This window comes from Pedobacter westerhofensis (assembly GCF_900182595.1).
Classification (GTDB): Bacteria; Bacteroidota; Bacteroidia; order Sphingobacteriales; family Sphingobacteriaceae; genus Pedobacter; species Pedobacter westerhofensis.
Genome location: NZ_FXTN01000004.1, coordinates 142,487 through 164,877, shown reverse-complemented (window position 1 = coordinate 164,877; position 22,391 = coordinate 142,487). Strand labels below are relative to the sequence as shown.

Below are 22,391 nucleotides of genomic sequence, written 5' to 3'. Positions count from 1 at the left end.
ATGATTATATTGTTATAATTTAATTGCAGAGGGTTATTTTAATATCTTTTGGCTAATCAAATGATAAACTTTACGTCCTGCCGCATGTTCTGCGGTAATAGTTAGGGCAGAAGGCTGTTTGCCCTCCTCTTCATAGACCAGCAATTCATTATCACCTGTTTTTAACCAGGGCTCGGGAATATACATTCCTATTTCTCCATTCAGTTCGGGATAGCGACCGATGTGATGGCCGTTTACCCAAACCGAACCATGTCCCATTCCGGTCGTATTGACCCGCCAGATCAAGTGCGTATCCTTCTGCGCGGGTAGTGTAAATGAGGAACGGTAATATTGCGGGCCTGCCGCAGTATCAGCAGGATTGATTTTCAATGCTGACCATAAGGCATTGCCGGTATTGTTGCTGTTATATTCCTCATCCGGGCCGCCCCGCATTTTCCAACCAGTAATCACCCTGGCGTCCCCTATGGTATTGATTTTTACCGCCTGATCTATCCCGCCTTCCTTATCATGGTTTTCCACAAAAACCGTCAATACCATCGGCTTGCTGAGTATATCTTTGTTGCAAATTGTAAATTCAAAAGGAATATTCCATCCTACACGGTGGATCATTTCTTTGCCGTTGATAAAAACAGTGGCATTTTCATCCACACTTTTAAATGATAAAGTCATCCGGTTTAGCCCCTGCTGAGCAGGAATTACGGTAGCAAACCAGCCAAAACCCTCTTTGAGATCAAAGGCATCCGCACCGATTTTATATTTCTTCCATTGCAATGTATCCAGTGCCGGCACAACAGATTTGACTGCATGTATATTCGGGGCTTTCATAAAATACCAGTTTTGCAGTGTCTGATAAAAAGGCCCGCCTTTTCTCAGCAGCACTTTTCCATCCAGCCCTTTTTTATCGATATTATCAATCGGCCCAAGATAGGCAGCCATTTTATCACGGCCGTTATGCGCGGTAAATATGGCCATATTGTGCTCACCCTGATCAAGATGTAAAGAGACTTCACCGGTTTTGATCATCCATCTGGCAGATGGTTTCCCATCAATAAATATCGTTCCCCTGTCGCCACCCTCTGCCTGCATCGAATACTTTCCGGATTCAGGCACAGAAAATCTGGTACGGTACCAGGCATCTGCAGTAATATCCTGATCAGCACCCATCTGCAGGGGATTCTCAGAACTAAGCCATCTGCTGTCATCGTATTCAGGATCAGCGCTTAATGCTGCGCTTTTACACATCCAGGCGGAAAGGTATGCTGCCATCACTGGCTTTCCTCTTGCTGCATGTTCTATTACCGTTGCGGGCTGCTTATGATCGCTAAACAGAGGAAGAGAAGTTTTTTCGAGGTAAATCCGGGAGTTATGATGTGTTTGCAACAGGGCGCCAGTTTTGTGCAAAGTTGCGGATGACAAAGGTGATTCTGCGGTGACCACCATCCTCCCTTTCTTCACCTCCGCATCGCTTACGTAGTGCAGGCCGGTGATGATGCCTTGCACATTTTCTATAAACCAGGCCTGATCCGTTCCGGCCCTGTTCATTACCAATATCCTGATCCTTTCCCCGCCTGCCTTAAATACGTATTCCTGAGGCTGCTCGGCCGCTCTGGCAATTGTAGTAAACGACAGCCTGTTACCCGATACTTTAAAAGGATTTTTAAGCGCTGATGTCTTACTTAAATTGGGTGAAACAGCACTAAACTTATCTTTTAACAAAAACTGCATAAAGACTTCCTCTCCGGCTTCAGCCTGCAGCACAATTGTAGTGGTATGATTTTGTTTCTGCAGGCCGTAAACTCTGCTAAGCGCCCAATCAATTGTAACTGACGAGTTTAATCTGAAGTTATGTACAATAGGATAAATTTCGCCTGCTGCCAGATGTATTTTCATCCCGTCGTGCTGAGCAGCGATGCTGACTATGTGAGCGGCGGGTTGATGTCCCGGGTTATCCAGGAAGATCAGGTCTCCTGCGGCACTCGTTCTGGAAACCACCCTTACCGCCGTATCGTTAGTTTTCTTTATCAGGTACTGATATTTTTGCGTGGCATCAGTACTGTTTTCAAGTATTCCCTGAAAACTGCGTGCAAAATAAGCAGCGCGCTTAAAGGTATAATAAATTGGCCGCAGGTCTCCTGCCTGCCCTACCGCGGCACCGTAGTCATAAGATGCTGCATCTTCGTCATTGTTGGTATAACCGAAATTTGAGCCTCCATAAGCCATATAAATGTTATATCCGTTTCCGCCATTGGCGATAATTTTCCAGGTAGAGCGGCCATATTTTGCCGCATCACCATTTTTTGCACCATATTGCGTGTACCACATGCTCCAGTATTCCGTAGAGAACCATGGATTATGCCGCGCAGCATCATCCAGTTTACCATTGCCCGCAGGGTCTGTAGAATGATGCAGCCCACTGAAAAAGTAAGGGACTTCCATTCCCATATGTAGGGCTTTATCCTGCAAATGCCTGAAATACTGATCGGGCACAATTGTGCCCCAACCTTTAGGGTGTTCATTCTCCAGCTGGATCAGCACCACTGCTCCGCCCTTGTTGATCTGATGCTTAAAAACAACCGGCAGCAGCCGGTCAAAAAACCTGTCTACATATTTTTCAAATACCGCATTGGGTTCCCTTACACGCAAGCCTGGTTTAAACCGCAGCCAGACAGGATACCCTCCCTGGTCCCACTCCGCGCAATAATAAGGGCCAACCCTTACGATCGCATACATTTCCATTTTCTTAACCAGTGCTAAAAAACCATCCAGGTCCTGATCTCCGCTGAAATCAAATTTACCTTCCAGAGGCTCATGAAAATTCCAGATGGTATAGATTTCAACACAATTGAAACCGCCTCTTTTTAACCGCAAAAGCCTGTCGGCCCATAGTTGATGCGGCACACGGGCATATTCAATGCCCGCCGAAACCAGAAAGGTACGCTTTGCGTTGATCAGGAAACCTTTACTGTCAAAATCACTGAATGGTTTTGCAGCAGGCTTTGCAGGGAACATGTGATCGTTGATCACTGCAGGGTCATCCGTTAAGGCCTGACTATAACCTGCAGCAGATTTCATCAGCAGCAGCAGAACATAAGCTGCCTTTTGCCAGGACCGTGACATCGATTGCCTACCGCGCATAAGCATCCCTGATGGTCTGGTTATATTTTTTATACAACATTGCAGCCGTCTCGTATGCATTTCCTTTAGGCTGAGCAGGGTATACATTGTTGTGCAGGTTTACCCATTTCCATTCCCAGTTTTTCACCGCAGCATCAAAAGCTTTGAGATCAGGAGCTGTCCCTGCTTTCAGCGACTTGTCCAGCATTGTAAAAAACAGCTGCCATCTCGGTTTGTAATAACCTTTGATCAGGCCTGCCCACTGGCGGTTAGAATACTCGCGCAGCCCGCTTTCCTTGTCGCCCCATAAGGTCACCAGGTCCCGTGCATTAAATTCGTACAGGTTCTTTTCTTTTTCTGTGATTCCGTTGGCGCGGGCTTCAGCAATCCATTTGCCCAGCAGGAAATCCTTCCGCGTGTTTAGCAGCAGGTCCATATCATCCATCAGCGCCAGAAACTCAGCACTTGATTTCCGATACCCGGCTTCATCTTTATCTTTAAAAGCCTTCGCCATTTTCTGCTGCAGCGGACTTGCATAATTTGCCAGCACCTGACGGCTTATGTCAACCAGATCATACTCAAAACCATCACTGGATTTTATTTCCTGCCCGGCTTCAATAAATAAACCCCATGCTTTAACCAGTTTCAACTGATCGTATTCAACTTTGGTTAGTACCCGATCTATTTTTTTCTCAAAAGTAGGCCTGGCAACAATGATCGATTCATTGCCTCCCTCGGTAAGCCCTCCGCTGTATACTGTATTCAATAAAATATTCCAGGCTTCGTCCATCTGCGGGGTCACCTTTCCATAGCGTCGTTTGGCATATCCTTTTACCCATATATCGGCATCAGTAGGTGTATCTTTCCAGACATTCTCCAGCATCAGTTCAAACAGCGCGGGGTTTTGTTCAATCCCCTCAGGAGCTAGTCCGATCCCAACCATTTGCTGAGATTCAGGATCGTGCAGCGCAATTGCAGGGTCTGCAGCCACATGCCGCATGCGGCCGAACATACTGATGTTGCCGCCAAAATTCTGCAGCATATTCCAGATCCAGCGCTTGCCATAATAGGCATCCGTACGGTTCCATACAGGATGTGCGTCACTGTACAGATCAAGGATGATCATCTGGTCGTTCGGAATCGCATTGAGCAGCGCTTTGATCTGCTGAGGCTGCCAGAATTTATTATTGTAATGGAACATCCATCCCTGCATTACCCAAACAGCCTTTGGGTCTGCCGCTGTCATTGACCGGAATACCTTTTTGCTCATATCACTGAGATAGGTAGAATCATTTGTAGGCGGAATATTTTCATTAAAAGTATCTGATGAATACAGGTGGTCTGTACCAAATTCTTTTGTTTGCAGGTCGATATATTTCTTACCGATTTCCTCAAACAGCGTATCTTCAGGATCCAGGATAAAAACATCAGGAAAACCAGCATCCCAGTTGGTACGTTTCACTTTTGCAGAGGGGTATTTATCTTTAAATGACGGAGGTACGTGTCCGGTAAAAGCAGAAAGCACAGGTTTCATCCCGAAAGACCTTTCCCTGGCCAGGATTTTCTTTTGGAGTTTCTTGTGCGAATCCATCCAGTGCTGTGGCAGCGGGCCTCCCCAGGCATCAATATTGCCCATCCATAACCAGGAGAAATATGCCGGGCCACTAAAAAACCCTTCCAGTTCTTTATCTGAGAAGCCCATACCGCGGTACACATCGCGCCAGATGGCTTCTTCTCCGGTAATTGCCAGGGGCATGTTGATTCCGTTCATCGCCATCCAGTCGATTTCCTTCTGCCAGCGCTCCCAGTCCCACCAGGCCATACTATAATTAAAAGTGCAATAGTTCAGGTAATAACGGTAATTATAGGGTGTATTCTTATGCACCTTTCCGGTTATTACGGGCAGAACCTTTGGAACATTCAGGTTCGTACCATTCCAGGTGATATCACAGAAACAATAGTTCTTCAGATAATAGTTCAGTGCAGAGGCAATGGATAATCCATTGTTCCCTCTTAATATAATTTTATCGCCCTTAGATTCGATCTCAAAAACATCTTTACCATTTTCCTGCGGGATTTCCTCTACCAGGAAATCATTCTTCCTGTCTGGCAGTATCCTTGCAATAAAAGCGGCGGATTCTGTTTGGTTAATTTGTGCAATCGCTGCTGAACCAGCGAAAGTAAAAGCCAGCAGCATTAAAATCAGGTATTTCCTCATATCTATCATTTATATCTTTTTATTCATCGGCTCCTGCCAGTAAATCAGAAGCTTCATCTATTAAAAAATTCTGTCTCCCGCGGCAAACGTCACCGGAGACAGAATTATCATTTAATAATTTGGATTTTGTTTCAGTACACCGGCACTCTTATCGATTTCCACTTGCGGAATCGGATAATAATAATGTTTAGGGCGCACAAAAGTAACGGTCTTGCCCTGATCAACCGGTGCTTTGGATATCGCCAAATTATAGATAGCAGCGATATTTACAATATTCACTTTGTCCCAGCGCATCAGGTCCTGATGTCTTTCTCCTTCGCCTGCAAGTTCTACACGGCGTTCATGGATCAGCTGCGTCATTCCGGCGCCTGATACCGGCGGCAATGTGGCCGAAGCACGGCGCCTAACCTGGTTGATCAGTGCATCGCCTGCTCCGGCACCCTGTGTGCGGATTTTCGCTTCTGCAACCAGAAGGTAAATATCTGCAGAGCGCATCAGCGGAACTGCATAGTTATGATCAGGCCCGCTGCCTTCAGTAGAACCAAAAGGATAAAATACCGCATACTTGCGGAAGGCAAATCCTGTAGAAGAAAGATCAGATGTGAAAGTATCAATATTGGCATCATCACCGATATCGATCTGGTCGCCAACACTTAATAAGGTGGCGGCTTTACGCGGATCATTTGCTTCGAACTCGTTTGCAAGGCCTTGTAAAGGCTGACTAAAGCCATAACCTCCCCATGCACGCGGGATATAATAAATGGTATAATCGTTTGTTACCACATTTTGTAATCCCTGTACAGACATCAGTATCTCTGTGCTGTTTACATTTGCACGGCTAAAATTCTCCTGGTATGTTGCTGCCAGAGCATAATTGCTGTTGGCGATTAATTTTTCACCGGTAGTGATCGCCTCCGGCAGTTTTTCCCAGTACATGTAGAGTTTAGTGAGCAAGCCAAGCGCTGTTCCTTTGCTTACCCTTCCGCGGTCAGCAGGGCCGTAATTCTCAGGCAGGTTGTCAATCGCTTTCAGCAGGTCAGACTCAATCTGTTTGCGCACCTGCTCTGTGGTAGATTTGGCCACGTTGAAGTTCAGCTTTGCATAATCATCATCCGTAATAATCGGCACATCGCCATAAATCAGCATCAGGCGCCAGTATCCAAAAGCCCTGAAAAAGTAAGCCTCCCCCATGCTGCGTGCTTTTACCGCAGCGCTCATTGTTGCGATCTTTGGAATACTCAGGAGCACATTTGTGGAACGGTTCACCGTTTCATATTTATACTTCCAGCTGTAGTTTACCTGTGCATTGGAAGCATCGTAAGTCAGATTTTCGATCGCCTCATCCTCAGAGTGGTCGCCCGAGCGCCAGTAATCATCAGAAGCCACATCAAACGTTGTTTCTGCATGAGAGATATAATCTTCCTGTTCCAGCAAATTGTAGATTCCGGAGACGCCGTTGACCACATCAGTTTCTGTTTTAAAGTAATTGTCGGTGTTATATACCCCTTTCTGATCAAGCTCCAGGTCTTTCTTACAAGATGCAGTGCCAATCATCACCAGCATTAATGTATATATAGTTATTTTCGATTTCATAGGATTATAATTTAACTGTTAAACCAAATGTAAATGAACGAACAGCAGGATATTGAGCTACATCCACACCTCTTTGCACGTTGCCATCTGTATACCCAAGCTCAGGCGTGTATCCCGAGTAATTGGTAATCATGAACACATTCTGGCCACTTACATAAAACCTGAGGCTGCTCAGTGTAGTTTTCTTTGCAAGGGTTGACGGTATCGTGTATCCGATGGTCAGGTTTTTCAGGCTAAAATAATTGCCGCTTTCTATGAACAGGTCTGAAGTACGGTAGTTATCATTTGCACGGTCGAGCGTCATCCTTGGTATCGTATTGCTCGTTCCCGGGCCAGTCCACCTGTTGATGGTCTCGGCATATAAATTAAATGAATAGGTTGGGTCAATCCCCTGCATCCTGTCGGCATTGTAGAGGCTTAAACCAAAAGAGCCTGTAAAGTTAGCAGAGAAGTCGAAGTTCTTGTAAGCCAGCGTAGTCTGGAAACCGACCGTTGCTTTGGGATTTGGATTACCAAGATATGTCCTGTCTTTGCCATCTATCAGGCCATCGCCGTTGACATCCACAAAGCGTACATCACCCGGTTTGATAGCCGATTTCCTGCTGTCATTTGATAAAGCCGGATCCGCATCGATCTCTGCCTGCGTCTGATATAGCCCGGCAGTTTTCCATCCGTAGAACGAAGCAATGGACTGTCCTTCATATGTACGTGAAATTTCCTGGCTTGAGCGTCCGTAAACCGTAGAGCCGATAAAAGCATCCGGGCCATAAAGTTTAGTCACTTTGTTTTTAACAAAAGATGCGTTTGCACCAAAAGAGTACTTCAGCTCGTTGCCGCCGGCATAATTTACCTCAACCTCCAGTCCGTGGTTGTTCATATTAGCAATGTTGCGGTCAGGCGGCGTCAATAGACCTGCGGTTCCCACCTGAACAGCGGGAATAAGCATATCATTTGTATTTTTATCAAAATACGTCAGTGTTGTATTCAGTTTATTTTTCAAAAATCCTGCTTCCAAACTTACGTTAGTCATGGCTGCCCGTTCCCAGGTAATATCCGGATTGGCGGTTTTTGTAATTGCAGCACCATTTGCGCCTGCCCCACCAAAGGTATAACCATTTGTACCGTAACCATTACCCACAACCACAGTACTGATATACTGGAAAGGAGTTACATTCTGGTTTCCCAGTTCTCCCCATCCGCCGGTCAGCTTTAAATTGCTGATCCAGTCGATATCTTTCATGAATTTCTCATTTGAGATCCTCCATCCTACGGAGAACGCCGGGAAGTAGCCCCATTGGTTTCCGGGAGCAAAGCGTGAGGAACCGTCAGCCCTGAATGTCAGCGTTGCCAGGAACCTTCCGTCGTAATCGTAGAAAGCCCTGCCAAAAACAGACTGCAGGCCAGTTGGATCATCAGCGGTTCCTGCGGCAGTCAGCAAGGTATTTCCCTGGCTTAATACCCGCTGTGCGGTGGTAGAGTTATCATAGCCTACCCTGGCAGCAGAAAAATTACTGCCTCTGAAACTTTGCGAGGAGTAACCGCCGGTAAAGGTAATGTGGCTCTTTTTAATGGTTTTATCATAGGTAAGGAACAAATCCAGCAGGTTAGAATATGTTTCGGTTTCCGACTGTGTTAAGGTAGAATTGGTAGTTTGCCTGGCCTGGTTCACATCCAGGATATTAAACTGGTAGCCACGGCCAATGGTACCGTCAAAACCATAATTGGCGCGGAATTTCAGATCTTTGTAAATGGGTATCTCAGCAAATACATTGGCTATAGCCCTGTATTTTCTGCTATAGGCATCATTCTGCTGCACCGTTGCATACGGGCTGTTGATATCTCCAAGCTGATTTGCATAAGCCTTGGATGTACCGAAAGTACCATCCTCATTTACAGTTGGGATAGCAGGATTAAAACGCAGTGCCGAGAACAGTAATCCGGTTTGAGAGCTTAAGTTATCAAATGAATTGCTTTCACCGTAAGTCAGCTGTAAGTTCTGCCCCACTTTAATCCAGGGCTTAAGCTTGTGCTCAGAATTGATCCTTGTGCTGAAACGCTTAAAGTATGCTTTATCAATAATTCCTTTTTCATCATAATATGACGACGAGAAGTAATAAGTTGAAGCCTCATTTCCACCCTGGATACTGATATCAGCATTGTTTACTTTTCCTGTTCCCAGGATAGCTTTCTGCCAGTCGGTCCTTTGTGTAGAATAATATGGATCATTCCAGGGTGCTTCAATTGCCACGTTATCATTTGTATATCTTTCTCTTTTCAGGGTATACAGATCAGGAGCGGTAAGCAGGTCGATATATTTCGTTGAATTGGAAATACCTGTGTAGGCATTGATCGTTGTGGTCAGTTTCTGACTGTATGATCCCCGTTTTGTAGTCACCAACACTACCCCGTTAGCAGCTCTGGTACCGTAGATCGCACTTGATGAGGCATCCTTTAAGATCTCTACCGACGCAATATCATTGGGATTGACATCACTTAAGGCGTCGGGATTGCTTGAGGGCACCCCATCGATCACCACCAGCGGATTGGCATCATTGATTGTTCCCGTACCACGGATCCTGATGCTTGATGCAGCACCCGGCGAGCCATCATTACGAACGATATTTACACCACTGGCACGGCCATCCAGCGCCTGCGTTACAGAGCTTACGGGTAAGTTTTGGATATCACTGCCTTTTACACTGGCGATGGAACCTGTTACATCAATCTTTTTGGTTGTTCCGTAACCCACTACCACTACCTCATTCAGATTTGCATTGGTTTCTGCCATTGTAACAGTAATCGTGCTCCTTCCGCCAATCTGTACAATTTGCTTTTCATATCCGATGTAGCTAATTTCCAGTATGCCGTTTTCCGGTGCCCTGATAGAGAATTCGCCATTGGCGTTGGTAGTGGCACCAACATTTGAGCCCTGCAGTTTCACACTTACCCCTATCAGGGTAACACCGTTTTTATCCAGCACTTTACCTTTTACCGTCTGCTGTGCATTCATGTTATCAGTATCATAAAATACCACAACATGGTCCTCAGCTATTTTGTACGGCAGCCTGTTTACGATAATTGCAGCAAGGATTTCGTCTACGCTGGCGTCTTTTACCTGTAAATTTACCTTACCCAGTTTTTTGATACTGGCATAATTGTAAAAAAACCGGTAGTCACTTTCTTTTTGGATCCTGGTCAGGATGCTGCTTACCTCAGCTTGTTTCAGATCGATCGAAAACTTTTGCTGAGCATTCACATGTGCAGAAACCTGCATGCAGGTGACCATAACGAGTAAAAATGCTACTTTCATTAGCAGAATAAATTTGAAGGCGGGATTTGCATAGCGCATAGCAATACCCTTTGTAATTTCTTTCATGAGATTAAAATTGTTTCACAAATTGAGGAAGCCGGCAAGAGCTGTTATCATTTGATGATGAGTTGATAGCTCCTGCAGGTTTCCTTACCTTTGCTGAGAAAATTAAGGAATGGAGTAAGCCCTTTATCATACTTACTCCTGTGAATTAGCCCGGATTTTTGAGGGGAAGAGTTGCAGCTCTTCCCTTGTTTAGGGTTTTTCAGGAATCTGATAAGTAGAGTTTTTCCATGGTTTTGTTTTGTGGTTAATTGGTGATTTGTCTGATGATAATTGTGGTCCTATATCGTATCCGGTTTGTGGCCGGTAGTTATTGATGTGAAATGTGTATTGTTCTTCCTTCTGTTTTAAATTTAAATGGTGTGGTCAGTTTTATAATTCCCAGTGCATTTTCCAGTGATTCTTTTTCCAGTACACCGCTGATTTGCTCAGTTTTAAGTACCTGATCATCAAAAATTATTTGCACATTATATTTTCTTTCCATCTGTTTTGCCACGCCCTCAAAATTTTCGTTGATAAACACCATTCTGTTGCTCAGCCAGGCTGTTTCTTTAATATCTTCAGGTTTAATATTCGGCAGCTTTTTCAACTGATATTCTGTCCTTGCTTCTTTATCATTTACGATATTATCATTATCAGGAGAGTCATTCATTACAACCAGTTTTTCATTTGGCAGCAGAATGATACTTTTCTCCGGCCTGTCTTTCAGCTCTACCTGTACTTTGCCCCTTAAAAGGGTAGTTTCGGTGTTCTTATCATCGGCATATGCCTTCACGTTGAACACTGTACCTAAAACTTTCACGGTAAGATGATCCGTAACCACTAAGAATGGCCGCTTACGATTTTTTGTTACCTCAAAAAAACCTTCACCCTGTAAAGTAACTTCTCTCTTGTTTGCAGCGAATGACTGCGGATAAGTAATTGTACTCCCAGAGTTTAACCTAAGCCTGGTTCCATCGGGCAGGATTAACTCCCTTGTTTTACCAAAGGGAACATATATGGTGTTCATTACAGTGTAATCAGGCCGTCTAGGGGAAATATTGGCATAGAAATAAAATCCTGTAAGACACACAATCAACACTGCCGCCGCGGCAGCCCACAGTTGATACCCTCCGTATATATTTCTTTTATCTGTTTTAATTGTTGTCCCTGCTGTTATTTTGTCCGCTAACGGTATACCTTCTGTTGCATCAATAGCTGCTTCATCAGCCTCAGCTTCTCCGATTTTATCCCAAAGGTTTGAAAATCCTGCATTTAAATCTCTCTCCCGAAGCAGTGCGGCAGTATGTTTAGTTTCCACTTTTAACGCATTTGCAACGGTCTGCATCTTTCTGTATTCAGGATACTGCTCCAAAAACAATTCAAGTTCCTTTAATTCATCTTCTGTTGCAGATTTCCCGATACTTTTAGCCATAAGCTCAATAAATCTGGATTTTCCCATAATAATCTATGCTATTCTGTTACAAAGACACGCGAGCTACGTGATATTCCTAAGAGGATTTAAAATAAATCTGAAATTATTTGTGAATCAACGCAGAATCCAGTTTTTTCAAGGCAATAGCAAGCTGCGCAAAAACTGTTTTTGGAGATAATCCCAATATTGCAGCTACTTCGTTACAGGAGAGATCATCCTCTTTGACCATTTTAAAGATCAGCTTACACCTGTCTGGCAACAGGTTCACCGCTTTTAACACATGATCAGACAGTTCCTTGCTGATCAGCAGCTGAGAAGGATCTACGGATAGATGGAAATAATACGCATCAACCACCTTTTGTTCGTTACTCCTTTTAGCAGAAACACTTCTTAAATGATTGAGACAGGAATTTTTGATGGAGGTGTAGAGATACAGCTGGCCATTTCTGATACTGCCGAGATCCTTGCGGCCAAGCCATAACCTGATCAGGATGTCGTTTACAATCTCTTCTGCCGCCTCTGCGTCATCCAGAAAGGAATGAGCAAACTGGCAAAGCTTAGCGATATAGCCCCGATACAATTCATTAAAGGCAGATTCGTCTTCATCGATATGAATACGCCTGACAAGGTCTTGTATGCTCAAATCCTTCGATTATTAAATTCCCGATCAATAATATTAAAAATTAATCGGTTTTTTTCCGCAAAAAAAAGTTTTCCACCACTAACGGAATAATAAAATATTTTTTTTATACTTGTTTTATGGGCGACACTAATTCAATCTTATATCAGTTAGGTTATCAGTTGGGACACATGGTTATTTACCTGTTACCTACCATTATTACGATTTCACTGATCGCTGTGTTGTTGCGAAGTTTTAACCGCAAATAATCCATCCCCATTTCAGGAGTCCTTCTTCATCCCCACGTTTAACTACTTTTTAGCAGTAAAAGAATTGATGGTATCGGTTTTCCATCTGAGATATCCGAGCTGATCACAATGTTTGGCTACTTCAGTTTCTGTACCCTGCGGCACATCATTTACAATCCTCCACCGTACATTATATTTGCTGTTGTAGCTGATGTAGATCACTACGTCACCATACAAGGGCTCCATCGTTTCCAGGGATCTCAGTTCTACCGTCTGGAGTTCTTTTGCTAAACGCTCCAGCCTCTTTTTCATCACTGTGGCAAGTGATGCTCCAGGATTGCCTGCGGGATCTATAATAGGGACTACGGTTACTTTCATATCAATGGGCAAATTCTCTCAGGATATTATCGAATATCACAAAGCAATAATACTATAAATATTAGTAATACGAAAACTTTATACTATTTTATTTGACATCGAAATGTAAAAGCTGAGTCTTGAAACGGAATGCAGATCAGGTGCCAGTCATCAACCTGGCAGGGATTTTACTGCCCGCGATCTGCTTTCTTAACCTGCTCAGCGACTCTGGCGTAATCCCCAGATAAGATGCAATCATGTACTGCGGTATGCGCGTGGACAATCCGGGGTACTCCTCCATAAAAGTATGGTATTTTTCTTCTGCCGAATAACTGAGCACCACATTAACCCTGTCTTCAATACTGCTCATACATATCCTGAGATCAGCATTCATCAATGCCTGAAATCCGGTTACCTCCCTGCAGATTCTATCAAAATCATCATTATAGAATAATACGAGAGTTGTATCTTCCAGCGCTTCAGTAGTAAATACGGCTGGCTTCCCAGAAATTATACTGCTGATATCACCTGTCCATGACTTATCAATTGTGAATTTTGTGGTATGTTCATGACCGCTTGTGTCTAATCTGTAAGTCCTCAAACATCCAGTGCACACAAATGCGCCAAAACGCCAGACACTTCCCTGTTTCAGGAGATATTCCTTTTTGTGCAAGGTCTTCTCCATCGCAAGCGACTCGATTTTCATCCAGTCATCTTCGCTGACAATAAGTTTACTATTGATATATTCCTTAAAGATTTCAAACATACTAAGCCGATTGTAATTGTAAATATATCAATCAGATTGCGCTGATGAATAATGTAAGTGTCAAGTTTGCGTGCTTAAAAACATTTATTTTTAACAGAAGATGGTATAGATTTCCGCAAAAACTATATTTAAATATAAGCAAACTGTCTTTGTGGAAAAATCCAGATGATAATGAAACCGGCGACAATAAATCAAAACCTATAAAATTCTTAAATTGAAGGATACGATTTTTACCTATGGAATCTGATTCTAACCAAATTGAACATCTAAAATATGAATTGAAACTGAACGATAGCCAGTGGATAGACCTGCTGCCGTTGGTCAAAACTTTACATCTCCAAAAAAATTCTCTTCTCAGTGGAACTTCCGGAGATCTTTTTTTTGTTAGCTCAGGATTTCTGGTCGAAAACCAGGATTTTGGTACCGGAGAATTGACGATGGTCAGGTTCTTTCAACCTGCTGAAATGTTTGTTTATCCGGATAAGGTTAGAGATAGTCAGTTGTGCTCAACCGAACAAACTGTACTGGTGAGAATAGACCTTGGCAGGCAACACCAATTGCAATTCATTCCAGAGCATCTTTATGAATTATTGGAGCAGAGAAAACAAGCAGCAGCAGAACAATATCATAAACGACAGGAATTTCTTTCAGGCCGCAAATATCTTCGTTATCAAAAGTTTATGATAGCCTTTCCCGGTGTTGCCTCGCATCTCTCCAACCGTCAGCTTGCAGGGTATCTTGACGTGAACGTTACGTATTTAAGTACGACAAAAAATTCAGGACGAAATATAAAGCATTGATAATAGGTCGGTTTTAAGCACGCTTAAAGAGTCTCTCTTATCAGTCTGAATGTGGATTTTGCTAAAGGACAAAACAGATAAGCAAATGCTGAACTGATGTAAGCACAGTAAACTCTTTGGAATTCCAAACATAAATCTTTGGAATTCCGAAGGTTAGCGGAATGCCCTTTCACTAAATTTACTATACACCTCAGGGAGTGAAATACCAACTCTAAAGCAGGCAGTTATTAATTACATAGAACAATTAAAATGAAATTTAAAGGTTATGAAAACAAAATATTGGATAACCGAGCTTATTATATTTTTGCTAGCAGGGCTGTTCTTCTACACAGCATCAGACAAACTGTTGGATTATGATCAATTTGTATGGCAGATTAACAATCAGCCATTTGATAACAGCCTCACTCCCATACTGGCCCCTGCTCTGCCTGCGGTTGAACTGCTATTAACAATTCTGCTGCTTTGGCGCAGAACCAGCCTGATTGGACTATTTGGCGCAGGTGTTCTAATGAGCATTTTCACAATCTACATCGCGTTGGTAAACTTGAGTTTTTACGATCGCGTACCCTGTTCATGCGCTACTGCTTTTGAACATCTCAGCTGGCCACAGCATTTGATGATTAACACCAGCTTTCTGGTACTGGCTGTAATTGGATTCAACCTACTACGACAGCAAAAACATTAAAGATACCTTCTGTGGGAAGGACAGGTTATGCCCAAATCCTGAATAAAATGCGGGCTCAAATTTAATAATTTTATTATGCAAACTATTAAAGCAAACCTCTTACAAAGAGTCCGTGTGATTACGATCGCACTGGTAACAATTATAGGTTTAGGCACAATTGCCATGAAACCTGCAGCAGCACCTTTTGACCATGAATATGGAGTTGCAGAAACAGCTAGCGGAACTGAATGGATCATTCAGGCTGATGTCACAGATCCTACATCAGAGTACGATTGCAGGGCCAGTACTAAAGCTTGTACAGTTGGCTCCACTTCAACTTTAAATCCCGGTGATGTAATACCTATAAATGAATCACAAATTTTAGGAATCGGGATATTTATAATGCCGTAATCTCCATTTCTTGTACTAAATTTTAGCACCAGCAGACCATTAGTCTACTGGTGCTAAAATTTACTTTGCAGCCCCAAGCTCTTTTTCGATAGTTCTACCTAATCCATCTTCCTTTCTTAAAATCGCGGAACTTACGCAGGCAATTTTCCCTCTTTTCGAAATTACTATAGGCCTTGGATACTCCATTACATTGTACGCTTTAATGATCTTATGATTATAACCTTCACCATTTGTGTACAAATTAATAACTTTTGCAGATGTATGCTTTCCATTCTTTAAACTTTGCATCCAGATATCTTTGCTATCTGGTGAAATTGTAATGAAAACTACATTGGAATTATTGGCATAGCGCTCTTCAATTTTTGAAAGTACGTGCTGATAGTAAAGTTTACAGGCACCACAACCTGTATACCAGAAATCTATAAACACAACCCTTCCTTTAAAATCACTTAATGAAACCATTTTCCCGCTGCTATCAGCCAAGGTAAAATTTTGGGCTTCACTGCCAACTCTGTTATTATTAAAAGCCTTTATCCTGGCAAAGATCTGCGGATCTTTTACAAACCTGATTGAGTCATTAAAACAGTCTTCAAAATCATCACCCAAGAGGTGCCAGTTTTCCAGAAAGAACCGTAGAAAAAGCTGCTCACGAAGTGAACACTGGTCAACTTTTTTAATATGCTCAAACATCGCTTTATAATTTACTGAGCCAAAATCCATTACCGATTCCGTGCGGTAACATGCCAATAAAAACTTAGGATATTCCTTGGAATTAGCCAATACACTTTCCGGGACGTTTTTTGTAAAATCAAAGGCAGATCGCGTCTTAAACGATTTTACTGCATTGTTGATACCAGCAGTATCCTTTTTGGACCTTAAATTATTTATTGTTAACTCTAAATTTGTAAATATTCTTTGTCCAAGAATTCCCAGAACATCTGCATGAAGCAAATTGTAAGAATACACAGACAGCTCAGGCTTAAATTGCTCAATTACCCTGTATGAGTGGTTCGCTTGCAACAGGTCGGCATCTTTTATACCTGACTCCTTGCCACTCATAAAAAATTGCGTACCTGACGCTTCGTTTTTACTAGCGGACGACAACATCTCGGCCCTGCAACGGTATTTTGCGGAACCTGGACCTGAGAACTCAGCATCAAAGTTATCCCATAATTTTGTTGGTTTAACAACCATGTGTATTTGATCTCCTGGTTCAAAATGGTAAGCATCTATTGCTGCCAGCGCATTTCTTTGGTCGGTAAGTAAAACAGAAAAATACAGCGGTTTATTTTGTTTCTCTAAATCAAAAATGTAGATATTTCCTTGTACAGATGTTGGCTGAATTTTCTTTTGTCCAACCATGGCAGCATCGTATTCATATACTCCCTCCTCAAATATAACAATGTAAGGAACCCGCTTTATCAACGGATCAATTTCAATTTTAAAAGATACATTATTATTAGTGTACGCAGCTGAATCAGCAATTGCGCAGATACCCAGCAAAATCATAATTGTTAAAGTCATTGTTTTCATATTCTTCATTTTCTGTTATCTCATATTTTGTGTTATACCATTCAGTCTGATTTCATTATCCGGAATGGGAAGTACATAGCGGGGATCATTCGGTGGGATTTGATAAACAATACCTTGTATTGTACGGCTAAGCGTTTTTGCAAAACGTGGATCCTGATTTAACCTTCTGAGGTCAGACCAGCGCAGATTTCTGAAAAGGCATTCTTTCCTTCTTTCTGTCAAAATAAGGGTAAGTACATCAGGCACTTTTGCAATAGTAAAAGGTAAATATGTTCCAGCTTTCCATCGCTTGGTAAGTACGGTATTCAATGTTGTCAAGGCATTTTCATCACGACCTAAACGTGATTCGCATTCTGCTTTAATCAAATAGACTTCATCAGTACTCAATCCATTAAATGCTGTAGCCGTAGCGCTATAAAAACCTTTAAAAACGACAGATTTTGCAAGTGGATCTTCTGTAAAAAATAAATTTTTCCTCAAATCACCAGTGCTGTACGATTGATAAAAAGCGTATTCTACCTGCCAGTATCTGTCACCATAGTTTAATTGAATACCATTGTAAATTATTTCATCTATCAAAGGACTGAACGGGGCATTACTATTAGGATTTAAGGAATTATAATCAACCAAAATCCCATACTGTTGAAGGCACTGTTCTGCACACTCCAATGCTTTTTCATAATTTTGTCTGATCAGATAAACTCTGGCCATCAGCGCATAAACAGCAGCCTTAGAAGGCCTGTTTCGATTTGTCCTCAACATATTGGGAGATAGGAGTGGTAGCGCGTGGTCGAGGTCTGTAAGGATCTGCCCGAAAGTTTCTGCGACTGTTGCACGACCTGTTTTTTCTTCAAGATTAGTATTTAACCTCAGGGGTATTCCTAAATCTCTAGCTGCCGAGGCCGGCCGGTAAGGCTGACCAAATAGTTCCTGCAAATCATAAAACGAGTTTGCGCGACAGAAGAGTGCCCAGCCCTTCAAGATATCTATCTCGGCTGATGAATGAGAATTCCTCAGTTGTTCTACGCCCTCCAGTACTGTATTTGCATAGTAAATCTTCTTATATGGATTATTCCATGTCAAAGAAGCTACTCCCTCATTTAAATCTTTGCTCCAGTGATACGCATCTCTTACATAATTTTCCTGCGTTTCCCATAATGCATCAGGAAGATAAAGATCATCTGATCCAAATTCGCCCAGCGCTGGTGAATTAATGAACATCATCTCATTCTCCAGCAGCGCCTGGTAATCCGCCACACTATTCGGCACTGTTAAACTCTTGTCCGGCACCGCCTCCAGGTATTTACCGCAGCCTGTTATAAAAAACAGTACAAATACAAACAGGATCAGCAGATATTCAGACAGTAATAAATTTTTCATTGATCATTATTTAAGGTTTACAAATCGATTTTAATCCCCAAAGCGGTACTTATCGGTAACGGATAACTGGCCGCATCCGGATCAAGCCCCTTATGGTTAGCCCGCCAGATTACTCCCAGGTTGCTCAAATTCCCATACAGCTGGATATTCCTGACAGGCAAGACAGGCATTTGCTTTTTTGACAAGCTGTAAGAAAGCTGTACATCCTGCAGGCGCACATGATCGCCCTTTTCTATCAGTGCTGCAGACTGCAGGTAAAAGTTGTCCCTGCTGGCATTTGCCGGATACACCATGGAGGGCACATAGGTTTTTAGTTCATCCCCCGGCTTCTGCCATCTCTGCGCAAAATCAATGTGGCCAGTTCCTGATGTTCCGCTGTATAAACTGCTGTAGCTGACAGATTCCCTTCTGAATTTATATCCAAGCTTATAGATCAGATTGACAGAAAGAGCAAAGCCTTTGTAAGCGAAACTGTTCAGTAAACTTCCAAATACGGGCGGTGATGCAGGGCCTTTATATTCCAGATCGCTGATATTGGTTCCTGCAACCATCTTCGCATAATCTTTACTCACAAGCCCGTTCAGATATCCCTGCGGATCTCCGGTTTGCCCATCCAGTCCCGCCCATTTATAGGCATAGATCCCGCTCATGTCCCTTCCCACCTTCGGCACACTGCCAGAGATATAATCTGCGTTGCCTACAGGCATCACCTTATAATCTGTGATCCAGCTTTTGGTATATGAGAAAAGCCCCATCACGTTCCAGCCGAAAGTACCATTCAGCACCAGTGCCTGTAAGGTCAGATCAAACCCTTTGCCTTTCATCGACGCCGTATTTCCCCTGAAACTTGCATATCCGCTTGTCGGCGCCAGCAGCGCATCGCCGATCAGGTCATTTCCATTCTTACGGTAGTACTCAATGCTTCCTGATACACGGTTATTTTTAAAGCCAAAATCTGCTGCCAGGTTCATCTGTCCTATCCGTTCCCAGGTAAGATCAGGGTTTGGCGGATTGAGTACTGAAGAATAAAGAGCACCATACCGGTTCGTACTGGTTAGCCGTGTGGTTAGATAGGCAGTAATGCTTTTATCAATATTCCCATTATATCCATAGGTAGCCCTCAGTTTTAACAGCGGTAGCAGAGACGAATGGTAAAAAGCTTCTTTACTGATCGCCCATCCTGAACCTACAGACCATAACGGTGCCCATTTCTGGTTTGTCTTTACACCAAAAAGATTGGAACCATCACTTCGGGCAGAGGCCGACAGCGTGTACCGGTTCAGAAAAGTGTAGGCACCATTTCCAAAAAACGAGATCGTTCGGTTTGTTAAACTGCCTCTGCCTAATCCCGAAGGAATTACTGCTGAAGATCCGGTGATATAATTTGGATAAGAATTATAAAAATCTACCGGCAGGCTCGTCTCACGCAGCGTATCATAACCATAAAGATTATACCTGTTTGAAGCCGTATTCAACTCCCCCACTTCCGCTCCTGCCAGCACATTCAGCTGATGCCTTTCATGCCAGTTGCGGTCAAAGTTGAGCTGTCCGCGTAAGTTCTGGCTTTGATAATTCCCGTTGGTCATATTTAGTATATCCCCCAAAGGAACAGGCCTGGTCAGTGTACCTGTGGCCGCATTGATCTGGATATAGGAATTAATCAGGTTTCTGGTGTAATATGTCTGCTGGCTGTAACGGTTCCTCGTCTCTGTGTCTCCCTTACCGTAACGATATTTCAGGTCAGTATTCAGGCCAGGGATAATCCTGTACTTTATCCCTATTGAAACCTGATAGTCCACCAGATTCACAGAATTATCGGCATACTCCAGTTCATCCAGGGGTTTATAACTCCAGTTGAGCAAGTTTGGATTAGCCTTCGTGCCCGGGAAGCCCGATCGGTATTTAGCGATCGGCAGTGCATTTCCATTTACATCGGCTAGTACGGCATAGGGATAGATTGCGCCATTACCAAAAGCGGGACTCACCGCATTATTCAGCGTAGTGCTTTTTGCAAAGACGATCCCTGTATTGATTTCCAGCTTATGGTTGATCAGGCTGTAAGTGTTATTTGCATTCAGCGATATCCTGTCGTACGAATTACCAATTGCCTGTCCCAGGTTTTTGTTGTACCCGCCCGACACATAAACTTGCTGCTGGGCGCTCCCCCCTTTAATCGATAAAGAATATTGCTGACTGACGCTCTCGCGGTAGAAGTACTTGAGCAAATCATTCCGAACATCATGTTTGGCAAGCGCTGCAAGCTGTTCTTCAGTTTGAGCCTGATTGAGCGTGCCTGCTTTTGCTTTGACCAGCACTTCAACCGCGGGCGTTAATGCCGTCAACCCATCGGCGATTGCACTGTTGTATTTCCCCTTGTCGAACAGGAATTTCTCTGCACTGATAAAATCCGCTGAAGAGATTTTGCGCTCATAAAATAAATCCGGCTTCTGGCCGATATTTACGTTACTGTTGAATGAAAGTTGCATGGGCTGATTGTACCGGCCACGTTTGGTGCTGATCACGATAACGCCATTGCCGGCACGTGTGCCCCAGATGGAGGCCGCAGCAGCATCTTTCAGGATAGTAACGTTCTCCACATCGTTGGGATTAATGTTGTTCAGATCTCCTTCATAGGGAAAATTATCCAGTATCACCAGCGGCTGGCTGTTTGCCCATATCGTACTTTTGCCCCTGATGGCTATCCCAAGAGTATTGGTAGCAGTAGCATTGCCGAACAGTAAGCCAGATGATACACCTTTCAATCGGCTGATCACATCAGCAGACACACTTCTGTTAAATAAGGCACTGTCTATGATGCTGAATGAGCCTGTGGCGCGTTCTTTTGGCAGGGTTTGGAAACCTGTAGATACCGTTACTTCATTGAGCATATCCGTGTTGGGCTGCAGAGATATTTTAAAAGGCCCGCGATTAGTGATACCAAAAGCTATTTGTGTTTTATTGAAACCTACATAGCTGATCAATAAATTACCCTGATGTACAGCACTGGTGATACTAAAAGCGCCGTTTTCGTCGGTCAGGACAGCAAGGGGGCTATTGGCTGTTTTTACGGTCGCGCCTTTTAATGGCTGCCCGTCAGCACCCGAGTATACCGTACCCCAGATATGCAATCCGGATTGGGCAAATGCCTGACGGTCCGCACAGCAATTTAACATGAGAATGACCAGGGTAATCAGCCCCATGTGAGTTCGAAAATTTGGACATAACAATCCCATTAAGCTATTTTCCGCTTTCATTTTTTTGTTTAGTAAGAATTATTTTTAAATGTTACGAAGCTATCATGAGGACTATTAAGTATTTTGAGACCGTTTACTCATGATGGTTTTAAGTTTAGTTTTACCAGGAAGCAGAATTCTGCGCTATGAAATAATCATTATAAAAGCAAAGCGGCCGCCATTACCATAACCAACCTAAACACGGCCGCTTTACTGATACTCAATCAGGGGGTTTGGGAATTTTACTCAATGAATGTGATTGTTGATTTTTCATTTTCGTAGGGTTTATGATTTGGTTTACCAGAAGATTTTGGGCAAAGGATATATCACACGATTCTGCTGCTTAGTTCGTTATTTGTTGATAATATCTAAAGATGATGCGCAACTCCTTAGCCTGGAGGCCCAGTTGTGAATGACGTTATATGAGCTTGGTTAGGATTCATACTACTCTGATTTTAAAAGAGGATTTTGAATCTGAGGAGAGTACAAATAGCGACGAACTCATCCTGTACGCTAGGAAGCCTGTAGGAGGGCTATAGTGCATACAAGAGAGCCCATCGCTATCCGCGAAGATAGTGAATGGGCATCAACTCTTGCATCTTGCACTAAAGAAAGTTCCTACATTTTCCTAGCAAGATTCAAAATCCAGATGCCTGAATAATTATCTA

General features: G+C 43.1%; 14 protein-coding genes. 3 read left to right on the top strand and 11 right to left on the bottom strand.

Annotated features, from left to right (window positions below; genetic code table 11):
- Window positions 1-33: 33 nt before the first annotated feature.
- From FN831_RS08730 to FN831_RS08695, 8 genes are all read right to left on the bottom strand, one after another.
- Window positions 34-3,141: a beta-galactosidase gene (locus FN831_RS08730; RefSeq protein WP_185960430.1), complete on the bottom strand. Its 3,108-nt coding sequence runs from the start codon at window positions 3,139-3,141 to the stop codon at window positions 34-36.
- Window positions 3,125-5,332 carry an alpha-N-acetylglucosaminidase gene (locus tag FN831_RS08725; protein WP_142527841.1) on the bottom strand — a complete coding sequence of 736 codons (2,208 nt, stop codon included), beginning with the start codon at window positions 5,330-5,332 and terminating at the stop codon, window positions 3,125-3,127. The genes FN831_RS08730 and FN831_RS08725 overlap by 17 nt, the downstream gene beginning before the upstream one ends.
- Before the next feature lie 111 nt (window positions 5,333-5,443).
- The gene (locus FN831_RS08720) at window positions 5,444-6,925 is read right to left on the bottom strand and encodes a RagB/SusD family nutrient uptake outer membrane protein (RefSeq protein WP_142527840.1); all 1,482 of its coding nucleotides are present in this window, start codon (window positions 6,923-6,925) and stop codon (window positions 5,444-5,446) included.
- A gap of 4 nt (window positions 6,926-6,929) precedes the next feature.
- Entirely contained in the window at window positions 6,930-10,301 is a 3,372-nt protein-coding gene (locus FN831_RS08715; protein ID WP_142527839.1) for a SusC/RagA family TonB-linked outer membrane protein, read from the bottom strand.
- 307 nt (window positions 10,302-10,608) lie between these two features.
- Window positions 10,609-11,739, bottom strand: coding sequence for a FecR family protein (locus FN831_RS08710; protein WP_142527838.1), 1,131 nt, complete (start codon window positions 11,737-11,739; stop codon window positions 10,609-10,611).
- A gap of 76 nt (window positions 11,740-11,815) precedes the next feature.
- Window positions 11,816-12,355: an RNA polymerase sigma-70 factor gene (locus FN831_RS08705; RefSeq protein WP_142527837.1), complete on the bottom strand. Its 540-nt coding sequence runs from the start codon at window positions 12,353-12,355 to the stop codon at window positions 11,816-11,818.
- A gap of 287 nt (window positions 12,356-12,642) precedes the next feature.
- Complete coding sequence (locus FN831_RS08700; RefSeq protein ID WP_142527836.1) at window positions 12,643-12,957, bottom strand: hypothetical protein; 315 nt, start codon at window positions 12,955-12,957, stop codon at window positions 12,643-12,645.
- Window positions 12,958-13,093: 136 nt separating this feature from the next.
- On the bottom strand, window positions 13,094-13,702 hold the full coding sequence (locus FN831_RS08695; protein WP_142527835.1) for a Crp/Fnr family transcriptional regulator: 609 nt from the start codon (window positions 13,700-13,702) through the stop codon (window positions 13,094-13,096).
- Between the two features lie 236 nt (window positions 13,703-13,938).
- Between FN831_RS08695 and FN831_RS08690 the strand changes: the two genes are divergently transcribed.
- From FN831_RS08690 to FN831_RS08680, 3 genes are all read left to right on the top strand, one after another.
- The gene (locus FN831_RS08690; protein WP_142527834.1) at window positions 13,939-14,502 is read left to right on the top strand and encodes a cyclic nucleotide-binding domain-containing protein; all 564 of its coding nucleotides are present in this window, start codon (window positions 13,939-13,941) and stop codon (window positions 14,500-14,502) included.
- A gap of 265 nt (window positions 14,503-14,767) precedes the next feature.
- The gene (locus FN831_RS08685) at window positions 14,768-15,187 is read left to right on the top strand and encodes a MauE/DoxX family redox-associated membrane protein (protein WP_246101433.1); all 420 of its coding nucleotides are present in this window, start codon (window positions 14,768-14,770) and stop codon (window positions 15,185-15,187) included.
- A 75-nt stretch (window positions 15,188-15,262) separates the two neighbouring features.
- A complete protein-coding gene (locus FN831_RS08680; protein WP_142527833.1) occupies window positions 15,263-15,577 on the top strand; it encodes a hypothetical protein in 315 nt (104 codons plus the stop codon).
- Between the two features lie 60 nt (window positions 15,578-15,637).
- On the opposite strand, the gene FN831_RS08675 is transcribed toward FN831_RS08680, so the two are convergent.
- From FN831_RS08675 to FN831_RS08665, 3 genes are read right to left on the bottom strand one after another with little or no spacing between them, the layout of a single operon-like run.
- Window positions 15,638-17,119 (bottom strand): TlpA family protein disulfide reductase, encoded by a 1,482-nt coding sequence (locus tag FN831_RS08675; RefSeq protein WP_142527832.1) that lies wholly within the window; start codon window positions 17,117-17,119, stop codon window positions 15,638-15,640.
- A gap of 6 nt (window positions 17,120-17,125) precedes the next feature.
- Window positions 17,126-18,490, bottom strand: coding sequence for a RagB/SusD family nutrient uptake outer membrane protein (locus FN831_RS08670; protein WP_142527831.1), 1,365 nt, complete (start codon window positions 18,488-18,490; stop codon window positions 17,126-17,128).
- A gap of 17 nt (window positions 18,491-18,507) precedes the next feature.
- Window positions 18,508-21,690 carry a SusC/RagA family TonB-linked outer membrane protein gene (locus FN831_RS08665; protein WP_185960429.1) on the bottom strand — a complete coding sequence of 1,061 codons (3,183 nt, stop codon included), beginning with the start codon at window positions 21,688-21,690 and terminating at the stop codon, window positions 18,508-18,510.
- Between the last annotated feature and the right edge of the window lie 701 nt (window positions 21,691-22,391).

Excerpts from the sequence above, each read along its gene's own strand:
- FN831_RS08720 (WP_142527840.1), bottom strand. The coding sequence starts at position 6,925 with ATGAAATCGAAAATAACTATATATACATTAATGCTGGTGATGATTGGC.
- FN831_RS08730 (WP_185960430.1), bottom strand. The coding sequence starts at position 3,141 with ATGCTTATGCGCGGTAGGCAATCGATGTCACGGTCCTGGCAAAAGGCA.
- FN831_RS08675 (WP_142527832.1), bottom strand. The coding sequence starts at position 17,119 with ATGAAGAATATGAAAACAATGACTTTAACAATTATGATTTTGCTGGGT.
- FN831_RS08665 (WP_185960429.1), bottom strand. The coding sequence starts at position 21,690 with ATGGGGCTGATTACCCTGGTCATTCTCATGTTAAATTGCTGTGCGGAC.
- FN831_RS08690 (WP_142527834.1), top strand. The coding sequence starts at position 13,939 with ATGGAATCTGATTCTAACCAAATTGAACATCTAAAATATGAATTGAAA.
- FN831_RS08685 (WP_246101433.1), top strand. The coding sequence starts at position 14,768 with ATGAAAACAAAATATTGGATAACCGAGCTTATTATATTTTTGCTAGCA.
- FN831_RS08710 (WP_142527838.1), bottom strand. The coding sequence starts at position 11,739 with ATGGGAAAATCCAGATTTATTGAGCTTATGGCTAAAAGTATCGGGAAA.
- FN831_RS08695 (WP_142527835.1), bottom strand. The coding sequence starts at position 13,702 with ATGTTTGAAATCTTTAAGGAATATATCAATAGTAAACTTATTGTCAGC.
- FN831_RS08680 (WP_142527833.1), top strand. The coding sequence starts at position 15,263 with ATGCAAACTATTAAAGCAAACCTCTTACAAAGAGTCCGTGTGATTACG.
- FN831_RS08670 (WP_142527831.1), bottom strand. The coding sequence starts at position 18,490 with ATGAAAAATTTATTACTGTCTGAATATCTGCTGATCCTGTTTGTATTT.
- FN831_RS08725 (WP_142527841.1), bottom strand. The coding sequence starts at position 5,332 with ATGAGGAAATACCTGATTTTAATGCTGCTGGCTTTTACTTTCGCTGGT.
- FN831_RS08700 (WP_142527836.1), bottom strand. The coding sequence starts at position 12,957 with ATGAAAGTAACCGTAGTCCCTATTATAGATCCCGCAGGCAATCCTGGA.
- FN831_RS08715 (WP_142527839.1), bottom strand. The coding sequence starts at position 10,301 with ATGAAAGAAATTACAAAGGGTATTGCTATGCGCTATGCAAATCCCGCC.